We start from the raw sequence: 14,079 nt of genomic DNA on the forward strand, positions 1-14,079 counted from the left end.
GTTATTTTACAGGTTCTGCTTTCGAGTATTTTTCTTTTTCAGCTTCGTAGATTCTTCTTCTCAGATCACTGGTGGAAAACCTATGGTCTCTTTTGTTGTAAAAAAGCTCAATTCCCTTTTCTTCACAGTATTTTTTACCTGTAAAATCTCTGTCCATATAATCATCTCCGATAATTCTTACATCAATTACAAATGATTTAAGAATATCCAAAAGATCTTCTTCTGTATAATAAGGAATGATCTCATCTACAGCATTCACTGCTTTCAGTTGAATATATCTTTCAACAATAGTCTGGCTTGGCTTATTTTTGTTGGGACGATCGTGTGACGGGTCGATTTGAAGCCCCACGATTAAATAATCACATACTGTTTTAGCTTCTTCAAGCATTTTGATGTGACCTGCGTGTAATAAGTCAAATGATGAAAATGTAATACCTATTCTCTGTGTCTTCATATTAATTGTAAATTAAAGCTTCGCTGAAATACATGTTCTTAAAAAATAAAGCACTGAATTTCAGGGAAGGTGTTTTGTAATTTGTTTTATTATCTTTTAAATTATTGTTTCATACAACATTACGATTTCTCAATACGTATGTTTATGAATTTCTACTGTTTAAATATTTCTGCCATTCCCAAACGGTTCTTAAAGATTCTTCCAGAGACGTTTCAGACTTCCAGTTAAGTTCTTTCTCCGCTTTTTCAGGATTGGCATATGCGATAGTAATATCCCCTTCTCTTCTTGCGCAGATCTGATAAGGCACTTCTACATTATTGGCCTTTTCAAATGCCTTTACCACCTCCAGCACAGATGATCCATTTCCTGTTCCCAGGTTGTAGATATCAATCACAGCATCCGTTGATGGATCTTTCATCAGTTTTTTTAATGCTGCAACATGTGCCTTCGCCAGGTCTACAACATAGATATAATCACGAACGGCTGTTCCGTCCTCTGTAGTATAATCGTCACCCCAGATGTTCAGTTTTTCACGTACTCCTGAAGCCGTCTGCATCACATAAGGTACTAAATTATTAGGAATTCCGATCGGCAACTCTCCCAGTTTTCCGGAAGGATGCGCTCCGATTGGATTAAAATATCTTAATAATGATACTTTACTTTGATAGGCTTTGGCAAAATCAATCAGGATCTGCTCTCCCATTTGCTTTGTCTTCCCATATACACTTTCAGGTACTTTCAACGGAGTGTTTTCATGTATCGGCATTTCATCTGCCTGTCCGTATACTGTACAAGATGAACTGAAAATAAAATTAGAAATCTCTCTTTCCTTAAATTCCTTAAGGATATTAATCAAAGAGAACAAATTATTCTCATAATAGTCCACAGGTTTTACCTGACTCTCACCCACCGCTTTGGAAGCAGCAAAATTGATACATCCATCAATCTGATGAGCATCAAAAACCTGAGTGAGAAGTTCTTTTCTTCTCAAATCAAAAGGATAAAAAACCGGCTTCTTACCTGTAATTTCCTCAATATTTTTTAAAATAAACCTCTCCGAATTGGATAAATCATCTACAATAACTACTTCAAAGCCGTTATTAAGAAGTTCTACTACAGTGTGAGAACCAATATATCCAAGTCCGCCGGTAACAAGTATTGCCATTTTTATTTTTTAATCTTTGTGTTTCCCTATATCTTATATTTCGCTTTTTGCCGGATTATGTTTTAAATAATTAATTAAAATTGCGGGTCCGATAACCAATACTGCTATTGTTATTAAAAGTGAATAAATAGACTTTGCTGAAGTCTCTCCCAACTTGGCATAAAAAGTAACCAACCCTGCAATCATTATTAAAAACATAGAGATATTAAGATACAAGAACATTTTATTTGATTCTTTAAAAATACTTATAAAGGTCATAATTAATAATGTAAATATTATAAATGTTAATGAATAATAGGGTATTTCAAATCCAGTATATTCATCTTTTACTCTGTATCCTTTAAGCAGAATATTAATAACTACTGCTCCATAATAAATAATCCAAGCAAGAACGAAAATAATTGTAAAAAAATAAGCGAACTTATGCTTCAATATTCTTTCTTCGTGAAGCATATCTATTTCATAAACTCAAGAACAGCATCTGTAATATATTTCAGCTGCTCTTCATCTAATTCTGTATGCATAGGTAAAGAAATTACCTGATCCAAAAGTTTATCAGTATTCACAAAATCTGCATCATTACTTTCCTGATAGTAAGCTTTTTGTTTTCTTAATGCTACCGGATAGTAGATCATTGCAGGAATTTCTTTTTCCGTCAAAAACTTCTGAAGCTCATTACGTTTTCCATTCAGAATTCTTAAAGTATACTGGTGGAATACATGTGTAGAATTTTCTGCTCTTTTTGGAGTAAGAATATTTGGATTTCCTCCAAATGCTTCATCATAAAAGTCTGCAGCTCTTCTTCTTGCTTCGTTGTAAGAATCCAGGTGAGGAAGTTTCTTTCTTAAAACCGCAGCCTGAATACTATCCAAACGGGAGTTTACTCCTACCTCATCATGGTAATATCTTTCATACATACCATGGTTAACGATCCCTCTCAAACGGTGAGCAAGCTCATCATTATTGGTAAAAATAGCACCTCCGTCTCCGTAGCATCCAAGATTCTTTGAAGGGAAGAAAGATGTTGTTCCTACTGTAGACATTGTTCCTGCCTGCTTTACGGTTCCATCAGAGAATGTATATTCTGAACCGATTGCCTGAGCATTGTCTTCGATAACATATAGGTTGTGCTCTTCAGCAATTTTCAATATCTCTTCCATATTGGCACACTGTCCGAAAATATGTACCGGAATAATTGCTTTTGTTCTTGGGGTAATTGCTTTTTTAATCTGTTCTGTAGAAATCGTGAATGTATCATAATCCACATCCACCAATACAGATTTTAATTTAAGCAGGTGAATTACTTCTACTGTTGCAGCAAAAGTAAAATCAGCTGTAATAATTTCGTCTCCTTCTTTCAGATCTAAAGCCATCAGGGCAATCTGTAATGCATCTGTACCATTGGCACACGGGATCACATGTTTTACTTCTAAATAAGACTCCAATTCATTCTGGAAAGACTTTACTTCAGGACCGTTAATAAATGCCGCAGAATCCATTACATTCAACACTGCATTGTCTACATCATTCTTTATTTTGTAATACTGACTTTGCAAGTCAACCATCTGAATTTTTTTCATATAATAAATATTTCTGTAAAAATAAGGAATTTAAAATCCTATCAAAAATTTTATTGATTTTGTTTTTATCTTTATACAAATAAATTTTATGAAAAAACTTTTACTCTTTTGTTTCCTAACAGGTTACCTAACCGTTTCAGCACAAACGGAGCTCGTTTTTGTTTACTTCACGGATAAGCCTAATAAAGCAGCTTTTTACGCAAATCCGCTGTCAGAACTCAGCCAGAAATCACTCAACAGGCGTACCGCACTGGGAATACCGCTCAATGATCAGGATGCCCCTATTGAACAGTCTTATCTCCAGAATCTTCAAAATTTAGGATTTACGGTTACAGATTATTCAAAATGGCTTAACGGAGCTGCAGTAAATGCCACTCCAGCTCAAAAAACGTTGTTGCAGTCTCAAACCTTTGTTTTGTCTGTAGAAAGTTTTGCAAGAAACAGTTCAACAACCGTAAAAACAGCACCTGGAAAATGGAAAGATGATGCCAGTGTCAATAAAACACTCACGAACTTTAATTATGGTTCCGGTTCTGCACAAATTGACCAGGTTAATATTCGGCCGCTTCATCTGGCAGGTTACACCGGAACAGGGATTTCTATAGCGGTGATTGATGCCGGATTTCCCACAGTGAATACGGGAACTGCTTTTGCAAGATTGTGGACAAATAATCATATCAAAGCATCTTATGATTTTGTTACCAAAACCGGAGATATTTACAATACGGCTCTAAGTCCTCATGGTTCTGTTGTTTTAGGAGTTATCGGCGGATATCTGCAAGATGTTTTTGTAGGAGCAGCCCCTGATGCTGATTTTTATCTTTACCGCAGTGAAAATGCTGCTGTAGAAATTCCTGAAGAAGAACTCTACTGGATTGAGGCTGCTGAAGAAGCGGACAGAAAAGGGGTGGAAATTATTACGTCATCATTAGGTTACAATGTTTTTGATGAAAGCCGTTACAATTATACGTATGCCGATATGAACGGAAATACTTCTTTCATTGCACGCGGAGCAGGCATTGCTGCTGAGAAAGGGATTTTTGTACTTGCTGCTGCAGGTAATTCCGGACAACAGCCATGGCATTACCTTTTGACACCTTCTGACAATTCAAAAGTATTCTCTATTGGAAATGTAGATGCTGCCGGAAATGCCTCTCCTTCTTCTTCTTATGGGCCTAATGCTCTCGGGATCGTAAAACCTGATGGAAGCACTCTAGGAACTGGAACTACAACAGTTTATGATAATGCTACCTTAATCGTGAACGGAACTTCTATTGCAACGCCTATTGCTGCCGGAGGAGTAGCCTGTCTTATTCAGGCATTTCCAACGATGAACAGGGAACAGATCAGAACAAGACTGAGACAGACCGCTTCACTGTATCCTGCCCATTCAGATCAGATAGGATATGGTATTCTTAATTTCGGAAACTTATACAACCTCGTTCTGAATACCTCTGAACTTGTAAAGAAAGAAAAATGCTCTATATTTCCGAATCCTGCTAAAAATATTCTGAACATTGCTTCAGAACAGGAAATACTGTCTTTAGAAATTTATGATAACCTGGGAAGACTCGTCAGAAAAAATTATAATCAGAAATCTATAAAAGTGGAGGATTTTCCCAAAGGAACCTATTATCTGAAAATTCAGACGAAGGATAAGGTTTTGTATGAAAAATTCTTAAAGGAATAGCTATTTTATCTCTCGCAAATTAAACAGATTAAGCAGATTCTGATACTGCATGTAATGTTGAATAGGCGAGAGATATTCTTCTACAACCACATATATATTTTGGCTAAAGCCGATGGATTGGTTAATAAAAAAAAGAATGGGCTAAAGCCCATTCCTATTGATATATTATTGTACAATATGTACAAAACATTTGTATAAAATAACTTAAGCTGAGTTTCTGCTTGCATTGATATTCCCGAATAAAGAACGGGTTACCAGCTTTTCATAAGCTTCTTTATTTCCTTCTCCTTTTTGAATTTTCATTAAAGCGTACTGCTGAATACTCAATAATGGCAGAACAATCTTTTCACGGATTTTCACAGACTTTCTGGACAAAGGATCTTCTTCCTGAAGCATTTTAAATCCTGTCAACTCGAGCATGATATCTCTGGAAAGTTCATATTCATTGAAAAGAACATTCCAGAATGCTCCGAATTTCGGATTGTTTTTAATGTAATACGTCAAAGGGAAATAAGATTTATTCATACTCATCATCGAGTTCAAAACCAAGGTTTTAAAGAAATCCGAACCTTTGTACAGTTCTCTTACTTCTTCAAATCTACCCTGCTCTTTCATCTTTTGCATAGCATATCCAAACCCAAAGAATCCAGGCACATTCTGTTTTAGCTGTGACCATGAACCTACAAATGGTATGGCTCTCAGGTCTTCAAATTTCAATTCGCTGCCATTTCCTCTTTTTGAAGGACGGCTTCCTATATTGGTTTTTCCATAGTATTCAAGCGTACTCATTTCCTGAAGGTAAGGAACAAACATTGGATGTGCTTTTAAGTCTGAATATTTTTGGTAACTGATATCTGCCAGTTCTATGATCAAAGCCCTTTCCTTTTCAGTAAGGTCTTTTTTTGCGTTTTTGAACACGTCATTTTCCACTCCGGCTGTCAGAAGTTGTTCAAAATTGTATTTTGCCTGTTCTTTATTTCCAAAAATACTGGTAATAGTTTGCCCCTGGATCGTAAGTTCAATTTTATTATTGGCAATCGTTTTTCCTTGAGAAGCATAGAAATCGTGGGTTTTCCCTCCTCCTCTTGCAGGCGGACCTCCTCTACCATCAAAAAACACAACTTTGATATTATTCTCCTCGGAGAGTTTAGTCAATACTTCTTTCGCTTTATAAATTTCCCAGTTGGCTTTTAAATATCCACCGTCTTTCGTTCCATCTGAGAATCCAAGCATAATCGTCTGCTGGTTCCCTCTTTTTTCAAGGTGTTTTTTATAGACAGGATTATGATACAGTTCGTTCATTACGTGCTCTGCGTTGGCAAGACCTTCCATAGTTTCAAAAAGCGGAACAATATCCATATTGATTGCTTCATCTTTATAACCACAGATTTTAAAGAATGCATAAACATTCATCACATCCTTTACGGCATCAGAATTGGAAATAATATAGCGGTTCATTCCCCGAAGCCCGTTTAACTTCTGGATTTCTGAGACCTGTGAAACCGTTAACAGGGTATCTTTTACAATATCTTCAAAATCTTCAGTATTTACCGTTTCTGAAACCTGAATCAGTTTATTGAATTTCTCTTCATATTCAGCCTTTTCATTTCCGTACACTTTTGCGTATACCTCATCAATAACTTTCTGATGAATTCTACTATCCTGGCGTATATCCAATGTTGCAAAGTGAGTTCCGAAGATCATCACACGGTCTCTGAAATTTACCAAAAGATCTAAAAACAAAGAGTTATGTTCGTTGATTAATATTTTTTCCGCTTCATTAGCTTTCGTTAAAATATCTTCTGCTTGAATGCTTTTTCCATCAAAAATTGCAGCATATAACTCTTCACTTAACTGTGTTAAAACTTCAGCCACCCCACGGAAACTTAATCTTCTTCTGATAAATTTCAAATGGCTGTAATAAGATTTGAGGATTGCTGAACGAAGTTCTTCAGCTACTCTTTTCGTTACATCCGCAGTGACAAAAGGGTTACCATCCCTATCTCCTCCAGGCCAGAAGCCCAGTTGGATAATATCTTCATGAAGGTGAAAATGCCCGTTCCCGAAAGTCTTTTTGATTTTCGTAAACAGTTCACCAATGGTATCATAATACACATATCTCAGGTAGGAAATAATACTCAGCGCTTCATCTATCGGAGTAGGTTTTTCTTTATTGACAAAAGGAGTCTTCCCCAGCTGCTGCAGAAGCATATCAATCTGTGTCACCGAATCACCGGTAATGGCTCCTCTTAAATCCTGGATAATCCTTTGTACTGAACTCGGATAAAACTGAGTAGGGTGCGCTGTAAATACAACCTTTACACTAAAATCCTTTAATTTTTCACGTACTTTTTCAATTTTATGATCCTGAAAAGAACGTTCAAAGAGGTTCGTCACCGTCCCATTATCACTTTCAGAATGCAGGTTTGGAAATGCTGCATCTTCAATACTGTCAAACAAAACAACCTGTCTTTCTATATATTGGATGATCTTAAAAAGCAGTTCCAATTTCTGCTCTTCATTCTGAAGATCGGTATGATTTTTAAAGAATTCTTCGACGATATCTTCAGGAGTTTTCCCTGCTTCATATCCAGTTCTGCTTTCTTCATAGAGAAACGGAAGCAGCATCCCGATGTTCGTCATTTTATCATAAGGCAGGCTCATAAATAATGAATTGTAGATCTGGAACTTATTTTCCACAATCTGCCTGAATTTTTCTGCGCGTTGGTCGTGTATCATAGTAACAAATGTAAGTGATTTTGAAATTAATTTAATTGACAAATGACAAAAATTGAGACCAAAATGCAAAAAAATAATAGTAATTTTACTCTTCACACCATCCATCATCCATGAAAAAAATATTTACCTTTCTACTCATAGCCCTTCTTTTCATCTCATGTGAAAAAGATTGTTATAACGCACCTCTTCCAGTCCTTTTTAAGTTTGTGGATTCTAATGATGAAAATCTTATTGCCAATGGAACATTGACCACTTATTCAGTTCAGGACGAAGATAACAATAGCATCCAACTGTCCAAAACATCCGACAATATGATCATTGTAGAAAATGTAGGTGCTTATAATGGAACAAAAAAATATAAATTCTTTTCTAATATTAAAGACTTAGACTTTTCAATACAATCATCGGAATTTAATGGAGGGTGTGATGGCTATCAAATTAATAAATTAACGTTTACAGGTATAGATATTGATGTAACTGCTGAAAAAGGATATTATAAAATTGTATTGGAATAATTCTCTTTCTTACATTTGCACCGGAAACACATTCTCTATGAAACTCATCATCGCATTTTCCTTGATTCTCTCTAATCTGCTTTACAGTCAGGCCAAGGTTCCCGATGATTATAAAAAAATTCCCGATATTCTTGACACCGTAGAATATCTCTATCCCTTCATTGTGCCGGATAAAGACTATGCTTACTGGCGCGTTCTCAGCAATGACTTGGATTATGAAAAAGCCATAATTTATGAAAGTCAGGCTCCTGATTTCATGACCATCAATGAACCTGTTCCGGAAAGAGGTTTTTTCCAGAAATGTATAGGGAACAACTGTTTTTCATACGTTCTTGCATGCAAAAACGAAAGATCGGTTTATTTTTCCAATGAGCAGCAGCTGAGAGATTTTATCGGAACGGTAGACAATCTTCCTGAAGCTATTTTACTGGCAAAAACATATGGCTACTCCGTTGATACCACCAACAGATTTACCGGAGCTTATAAGATAGAAGACCGTCATATTTCTATGTATCTTATGCAGTCTAAGGGTTGTCCGGCTGTAAAAGAATCTTTTTTGGTAAAAATCAACAGAAGGACCGGAAAAATTGAAGCGAAGAGCAACGGTATTTATGCAAAAGATGAAAACTGTTCTTCTTTGTAATGATTTTTGGGAAAAATAATAAGGCATAAATAGTTTTCATAAAATTGAATAATAGCAATTTTAAAATTTCATTAACTCACATTTCCTTTTTCATTCCGTAAATTTGACTTAAAATAAATTTAGAACAATGCTTAATTTCGAGTTTAAAAACCCAACAAAAATACTTTTCGGGAAAGGCGAAATCGCTAAAATTTCCAACGAAATTCCTAAAGACGCAAGAATATTAATGATTTATGGTGGTGGAAGCATCAAAAACAATGGTGTTTATGACCAGGTAAAAGAGGCTTTGAAAGATCATGAAGTGTATGAGTTTGGCGGAGTTCCTGCCAATCCTGAATACGAAGTTTTAATCAATGCTCTGAGCTTTATCAAAGAAAAAAACATTACTTACCTTCTTGCTGTAGGCGGTGGATCTGTGATTGACGGAACGAAGTTTATCTCTGCAGCTGCGAATTATGATGGTGAGCCATGGGATATTCTGAGAAAGTCGGTAAGAACATTTGAAGGTCAGGGAATGCCTTTCGGAAGTATTTTAACACTGCCGGCAACGGGGTCAGAAATGAATTCCGGTTACGTAATATCCAGAAGGGAAACCAATGAAAAATTATCTTCAGGAGGACCCGGACTTTTCCCTCAGTTTTCTGTATTGGATCCGGAAGTTATCCGATCTATCCCAAAAAATCAGATCGTGAACGGAATTACTGATGCTTATACCCATGTTTTGGAACAATATATGACCGCTCCTTCTTCTGCTGATCTTCAAGAAAGAATTGCAGAAAGCATTCTGATCAGTCTGCAGGATACCGCTCCAAAAGTATTGGCCGATGATTTCAATTATGATGCTGCAGGAAACTTTATGTGGTGCTGTACCATGGCTTTGAACGGATTGATCCAGAAAGGAGTCATTACGGACTGGGCAGTACACGCTATGGGACATGAACTGACTGCTTATTTCGGTATTGATCATGCAAGAACACTAGCTATTATTGCGCCTTCACATTACCGTTACAACTTTGAAGATAAAAAGGGCAAACTGGCTCAGTACGCTGAAAGAGTTTGGGGAATCAAAGACGGAACTGTAGAAGAGAAAGCTGAACTGGGGATCAAAAAAATGGAAGAATTTTTCCACAGCCTTCATATCAAAACCAAACTTTCTGAATATACAGAAGACTTCAAAGGAACTGCTGAAAAGGTTGAAAAAGCCTTTACAGACAGAAACTGGTTAGGGCTTGGAGAATACAAAAAACTGACTCCAAAAGATGCTTATAAAATTGTAGAAATGAGCTACTAAAGATTTTAAATTCAAGGTTTAAAGTTCAAGGTTTAAAGTTTGAAGTTAATATAGCAATTTATGATTCGGCCAAAGCCGGATCAGCCATTAATTTATATAGAAAGCGGGTTTCCACCCGCTTCTTTTGATTTTAGCAGCTACTATACTCTCTTTACCTTTTTAAAATCAATTTTTCATTTCCTGAGTGATTTATATCAGTTAAAATACCGATAACCTTCTCAAAATTATTTAATTTACAAACATTTGTTTAAAAAATCATTATTTCATTATAGATATTTCAAATTTATTTATATTTTAGCATATTCTTAAATTTGTGAAAATGAAAAAACAGCTACTTTTATTTGCCTTTTCTGCCCTGGCACTTACTTCTTGTAAAGATGACAATCTCGAAGCTTACGACATGGATATCATGAAGGGAGATTGGAAGGAAGTTAAAAGGGAAGTAATTTCCGGAAAAGATAATAAAACAGTGCTTTATACTGAAACTTTAACAGGATGTGCAGCTAAAAATACTCTTTTCTTAAGAACAGACTATTATGTAAGCTACACAGCATATACGGGAACAGGTGCAGATTGTACCCCATCGGAAAAAACTGAAGGAAGATATACCTACGATGCTGATTCAAAAGTGATTGGAATTAAACTTGGTGACGAAGGTTCTGTAAACTACAGAATTGATGTTTTGACAGGCAAAGAACTTAAACTTGCCCAGCAATCAGGGATCTTTGATATGGATGGAGATAAAATTCCTGACATTCCTTACGTTACTTACAAAAGATAAATCATATACTCCCGCTAATCGGGAGTTTTTTATTACTTTTATATCTAATTTAAAACTGAATATAATGAAGAAGATTCTATCAGCATTTCTATTGCTGTATTTTGCTATTGCCTTTTCTCAGGAAAAAAAACCGATGTTCTGGCAGGATATCCAGGAGTTTAAAAAACTGGATCAGCAAAACCCGCCTCAAAAGGATGCAATCCTGTTTCTGGGAAGTTCATCATTTACAAAATGGACTGATATAGCAGATTATTTTCCAGGCAAAACAATTATCAACAGAGGATTCGGAGGTTCAAGGCTTACTGATCTTAATGATTTTGCAAATGATCTTTTAGCTCCTTATCAGCCCAAACAGATCATCATTTACTGTGGGGAAAATGATTTTGCAGACAATCATCAGCTGAAAGCAAAAGTAGTGGTAAACCGCTATAAAGCTTTTTATAAAAAAATACGTGAAAGATTTCCTAATATTCAGGTGGATTATATCTCCATTAAATATTCTCCGAGCAGAGAAGTGATCTGGCCACAGATGAAAATTGCCAACAAAAAAATTGCTGCTTTTATGAAGAAAGAGCCCAATGCTGAATTCATTGACGTAACGAAAGCAATGGAAGATGCTGACGGAAATGTAAGAAAAGATATTTTTGTAGAAGATATGCTTCATTTTAAGCCTGAAGGATACAGAATCTGGACGAAGATAATCACTCCTTATCTGAAATAAACTACAACCCATGATAAAAAAACCAATAACCACTTTATTTTTTATTTTACTGTATTCTCTTTCATTTTCTCAGAAGAAAACTAATGAAAAAACGATTCTTCAGGAACTCTCAGAAAAAGCCTGTAAATGTGCTGATTCTATTGCTCTGTCAAACCGAAAGAAGGAAGATATCATAAAAGATGTTCATGAATGTATTGACAAATATACAGGAGCACTTCAGATATCAACCCTTTTGAAAGGAGCAGAAAAACAGGCAGAAAATACAACGGAAGTGAATGGAAAAAAAGAGATTAACCTGACTTTTAATACGAATAAGAATTCACAACAGTATAAGGACAGCTATAATGAGCTTGAGCGTTATCTGATGCAAAACTGCGAAAGCGTACAAAAAGCTACCCAAACTACTGAAACCAGCTATGACAAGTTCTCAAAGAATGATACAGCACTTAATTTCTACCAGAAAGCCGTTGACGCATCCAAGCAAGAAAACTGGAAGGAGGCCATTCAGAATTATGAGCAGGCCGTAAAGATTGATCCAAAATTCATTTATGCATGGGATAACCTGGGAATCTGTTATAGAAGAGTTGGAGAATATGATAAAGCTCTTAATGCTTATAAACAGTCATTGGCTGCCGATCCAAAAGGTAAAATGCCTTTGCAGAACATAGCAATAACGTATGTTTATAAGAAGGAATACCAGAAAGCTATTGATGCCTATAACAATTTTGATAAAGTATATCCCGGTGATCCGGAAGTTTATTATGGAATGGGACAGGTCTATTTTACTCATCTGAAGAATAATGAGAAAGGTCTTGACAATATTTGTAAAGCCTACAGGCTCTATTCCGAACAGAAATCTCCTTACCGATCAGATGCCGAAAAAATGATCGGATATATTTACAAAATTATGAAAGAAGAAGGCAAAACAGATAAGTTTAAGGAAATTTTAAAGAACAATAACATTCAATTTGATTAAAAAATAAAAACTCCCACTCTAGATTAGGTTGGGAGTTTTTATTTTATTTCTTTCTTTTCGATTTCGATATTGCTTTTTGCTGAGATCTGTTCGCTCCAAACTTCTTAGGTGCTTTTCTTTTGGAAGGACCGCCCCAGTTTTCTTTTGTATTTTTAGCCTTCTTCTCATGGAATGCGCCTCCTCCATCATTCAGTTTTACCTGAGCAGGATTCTTCATGACAATCTGGTCTTCTTCAGCTGCAATCTTTTTAGGATTGATCTTAACGTCTTCCGGGAATTCATTATACTTCAGCTCCTTATCCATCAGTAGTTCAATATCAAGAATCAAAGGTTCTTCTTTTTTAGTAACAAAAGTAATTGCCTTTCCGTCTTTGTCTGCTCTACCCGTTCTACCAATTCTGTGGATATATTGCTCCGGAATATCTGGCGTTTCAAAGTTGATCACATGGGTAATGCTTGAAATATCAAGACCTCTTGCCATTACGTCCGTAGTAATCAAACCTCTTACTTCTTCGTTCTCAAAGCTTTTCATAGCCTTAAGTCTGTAGTTTTGAGATTTGTTGGAATGAATTACATCAAACTGACCAGGGAAAAGCTCATCAATCTTAGTAAAGAGCAGGTCGGCATGCCTTTTATTATTATTAAAAATCAATACTTTAGACATATCTGCATTATTTTTCAGCAAATGTTCAAGTAAATTGATTTTGGTATTAAAGTTTTCAACCTTATAGGCAGTCTGTTCGATTTTTTCAAGCGGAGTTCCTGATTTTGCCAATGAAATTTCTATTGGATTTGCAAAATATACATCCAACATTTCATCTACAGCTTCCGTCATCGTTGCAGAGAAAAGAATATTCTGTCTCTTCTCTTTCATCATTTCAAAAATGTGTGTAAGCTGTGGTCTGAAACCTAGGTTAAGCATCTCATCAAATTCGTCGATGATCAGTTTCTGTACTTCTTTCAGAGAGATGGCGTTGTCTATGGAAAGGTCCATCACTCTTCCCGGTGTTCCTACCAAAATATCACAACCATTGTTGAACAATAGCTTTTGCGTGTTGATATTTTTCCCACCATATATTCCGATTACTCTTGCCGTAATGTTTTCTGTCAGTTTTTCAAGAATTTCAGTTACCTGAACCACCAATTCTCTTGTAGGAACAAGCACCAAAACAGTTGGATTTCCTGTCTTGCTGTATTTCCATGTTTTCAGAACGGGTAAAAGATAAGCTAATGTTTTCCCGGTTCCTGTTTGGGCAATTCCCATAACATCTCTTCCTGAAAGAATAGGTTTTATGCTCTTCTCCTGAATCGGGGTAGGTTCAAATAATTCCAAATCCGCTAAAACATCAAGAATTTTAACCGGAAGGTCAAAATCCGCAAAAGTGAGTTTTTCCATTTTGCAAAGATAGGCATTTAATTAGAAGTTGAAAATTAGGAGTAAGGAATTGGTCAATAGTGAATTTTGCTTCGCAAGTGAATTGTTAATTTGCTCCAAGATAAAAAACAAAAAACTTGAGTTATCAG

At 35.8% G+C, this 14,079-nt stretch carries 13 protein-coding genes; 7 read left to right on the forward strand and 6 right to left on the reverse strand.

Annotation, left to right across the window (positions count from 1 at the left end; translation table 11 throughout):
- Position 1 precedes the first annotated feature (1 nt).
- The 4 genes from JOE44_RS08195 to JOE44_RS08210 all read right to left on the reverse strand — a co-directional run bounded on the left by JOE44_RS08195 (position 2) and on the right by JOE44_RS08210 (position 3,199).
- Positions 2-454 carry an adenylyltransferase/cytidyltransferase family protein gene (locus JOE44_RS08195; RefSeq protein ID WP_105683567.1) on the reverse strand — a complete coding sequence of 151 codons (453 nt, stop codon included), beginning with the start codon at positions 452-454 and terminating at the stop codon, positions 2-4.
- 142 nt (positions 455-596) lie between these two features.
- On the reverse strand, positions 597-1,619 hold the full coding sequence (gene galE, locus JOE44_RS08200) for a UDP-glucose 4-epimerase GalE (protein ID WP_209785158.1): 1,023 nt from the start codon (positions 1,617-1,619) through the stop codon (positions 597-599).
- A gap of 33 nt (positions 1,620-1,652) precedes the next feature.
- A complete protein-coding gene (locus JOE44_RS08205; RefSeq protein WP_209785159.1) occupies positions 1,653-2,072 on the reverse strand; it encodes a hypothetical protein in 420 nt (139 codons plus the stop codon).
- Positions 2,073-2,074: 2 nt separating this feature from the next.
- On the reverse strand, positions 2,075-3,199 hold the full coding sequence (locus JOE44_RS08210; protein ID WP_209785160.1) for a DegT/DnrJ/EryC1/StrS family aminotransferase: 1,125 nt from the start codon (positions 3,197-3,199) through the stop codon (positions 2,075-2,077).
- Positions 3,200-3,287: 88 nt separating this feature from the next.
- Here JOE44_RS08210 and JOE44_RS08215 point away from each other — a divergent pair, with 88 nt between their 5' ends.
- A complete protein-coding gene (locus JOE44_RS08215; RefSeq protein WP_209785161.1) occupies positions 3,288-4,889 on the forward strand; it encodes a S8/S53 family peptidase in 1,602 nt (533 codons plus the stop codon).
- 204 nt (positions 4,890-5,093) lie between these two features.
- On the opposite strand, the gene JOE44_RS08220 is transcribed toward JOE44_RS08215, so the two are convergent.
- Positions 5,094-7,628 carry a phosphoenolpyruvate carboxylase gene (locus tag JOE44_RS08220; RefSeq protein ID WP_209785162.1) on the reverse strand — a complete coding sequence of 845 codons (2,535 nt, stop codon included), beginning with the start codon at positions 7,626-7,628 and terminating at the stop codon, positions 5,094-5,096.
- Between the two features lie 110 nt (positions 7,629-7,738).
- Here JOE44_RS08220 and JOE44_RS08225 point away from each other — a divergent pair, with 110 nt between their 5' ends.
- The 6 genes from JOE44_RS08225 to JOE44_RS08250 all read left to right on the forward strand — a co-directional run bounded on the left by JOE44_RS08225 (position 7,739) and on the right by JOE44_RS08250 (position 12,555).
- Positions 7,739-8,143 carry a hypothetical protein gene (locus JOE44_RS08225; protein ID WP_209785163.1) on the forward strand — a complete coding sequence of 135 codons (405 nt, stop codon included), beginning with the start codon at positions 7,739-7,741 and terminating at the stop codon, positions 8,141-8,143.
- A gap of 37 nt (positions 8,144-8,180) precedes the next feature.
- The gene (locus JOE44_RS08230) at positions 8,181-8,786 is read left to right on the forward strand and encodes a hypothetical protein (protein WP_245169739.1); all 606 of its coding nucleotides are present in this window, start codon (positions 8,181-8,183) and stop codon (positions 8,784-8,786) included.
- 127 nt (positions 8,787-8,913) lie between these two features.
- Positions 8,914-10,077, forward strand: coding sequence for an iron-containing alcohol dehydrogenase (locus JOE44_RS08235; RefSeq protein WP_209785165.1), 1,164 nt, complete (start codon positions 8,914-8,916; stop codon positions 10,075-10,077).
- Between the two features lie 319 nt (positions 10,078-10,396).
- A complete protein-coding gene (locus JOE44_RS08240; RefSeq protein ID WP_209785166.1) occupies positions 10,397-10,858 on the forward strand; it encodes a lipocalin family protein in 462 nt (153 codons plus the stop codon).
- Between the two features lie 64 nt (positions 10,859-10,922).
- Entirely contained in the window at positions 10,923-11,579 is a 657-nt protein-coding gene (locus tag JOE44_RS08245) for a GDSL-type esterase/lipase family protein (protein WP_209785167.1), read from the forward strand.
- A 10-nt stretch (positions 11,580-11,589) separates the two neighbouring features.
- Positions 11,590-12,555 (forward strand): tetratricopeptide repeat protein, encoded by a 966-nt coding sequence (locus tag JOE44_RS08250; RefSeq protein ID WP_209785168.1) that lies wholly within the window; start codon positions 11,590-11,592, stop codon positions 12,553-12,555.
- 43 nt (positions 12,556-12,598) lie between these two features.
- Here the strand turns inward: JOE44_RS08250 and JOE44_RS08255 are convergent, their stop codons facing one another.
- Positions 12,599-13,951, reverse strand: coding sequence for a DEAD/DEAH box helicase (locus JOE44_RS08255; RefSeq protein WP_209785169.1), 1,353 nt, complete (start codon positions 13,949-13,951; stop codon positions 12,599-12,601).
- Between the last annotated feature and the right edge of the window lie 128 nt (positions 13,952-14,079).

The sequence above is a fragment of the Chryseobacterium sp. PvR013 genome (genome assembly GCF_017833095.1).
Taxonomy (GTDB): domain Bacteria; phylum Bacteroidota; class Bacteroidia; order Flavobacteriales; family Weeksellaceae; genus Chryseobacterium; species Chryseobacterium culicis_A.

What these genes read in the sequence shown, in the direction of transcription:
- JOE44_RS08195 (WP_105683567.1), bottom strand. Translation starts at nt 454, where the DNA reads ATGAAGACACAGAGAATAGGTATTACATTTTCATCATTTGACTTATTA.
- galE (WP_209785158.1), bottom strand. Translation starts at nt 1,619, where the DNA reads ATGGCAATACTTGTTACCGGCGGACTTGGATATATTGGTTCTCACACT.
- JOE44_RS08205 (WP_209785159.1), bottom strand. Translation starts at nt 2,072, where the DNA reads ATGCTTCACGAAGAAAGAATATTGAAGCATAAGTTCGCTTATTTTTTT.
- JOE44_RS08210 (WP_209785160.1), bottom strand. Translation starts at nt 3,199, where the DNA reads ATGAAAAAAATTCAGATGGTTGACTTGCAAAGTCAGTATTACAAAATA.
- JOE44_RS08215 (WP_209785161.1), top strand. Translation starts at nt 3,288, where the DNA reads ATGAAAAAACTTTTACTCTTTTGTTTCCTAACAGGTTACCTAACCGTT.
- JOE44_RS08220 (WP_209785162.1), bottom strand. Translation starts at nt 7,628, where the DNA reads ATGATACACGACCAACGCGCAGAAAAATTCAGGCAGATTGTGGAAAAT.
- JOE44_RS08225 (WP_209785163.1), top strand. Translation starts at nt 7,739, where the DNA reads ATGAAAAAAATATTTACCTTTCTACTCATAGCCCTTCTTTTCATCTCA.
- JOE44_RS08230 (WP_245169739.1), top strand. Translation starts at nt 8,181, where the DNA reads ATGAAACTCATCATCGCATTTTCCTTGATTCTCTCTAATCTGCTTTAC.
- JOE44_RS08235 (WP_209785165.1), top strand. Translation starts at nt 8,914, where the DNA reads ATGCTTAATTTCGAGTTTAAAAACCCAACAAAAATACTTTTCGGGAAA.
- JOE44_RS08240 (WP_209785166.1), top strand. Translation starts at nt 10,397, where the DNA reads ATGAAAAAACAGCTACTTTTATTTGCCTTTTCTGCCCTGGCACTTACT.
- JOE44_RS08245 (WP_209785167.1), top strand. Translation starts at nt 10,923, where the DNA reads ATGAAGAAGATTCTATCAGCATTTCTATTGCTGTATTTTGCTATTGCC.
- JOE44_RS08250 (WP_209785168.1), top strand. Translation starts at nt 11,590, where the DNA reads ATGATAAAAAAACCAATAACCACTTTATTTTTTATTTTACTGTATTCT.
- JOE44_RS08255 (WP_209785169.1), bottom strand. Translation starts at nt 13,951, where the DNA reads ATGGAAAAACTCACTTTTGCGGATTTTGACCTTCCGGTTAAAATTCTT.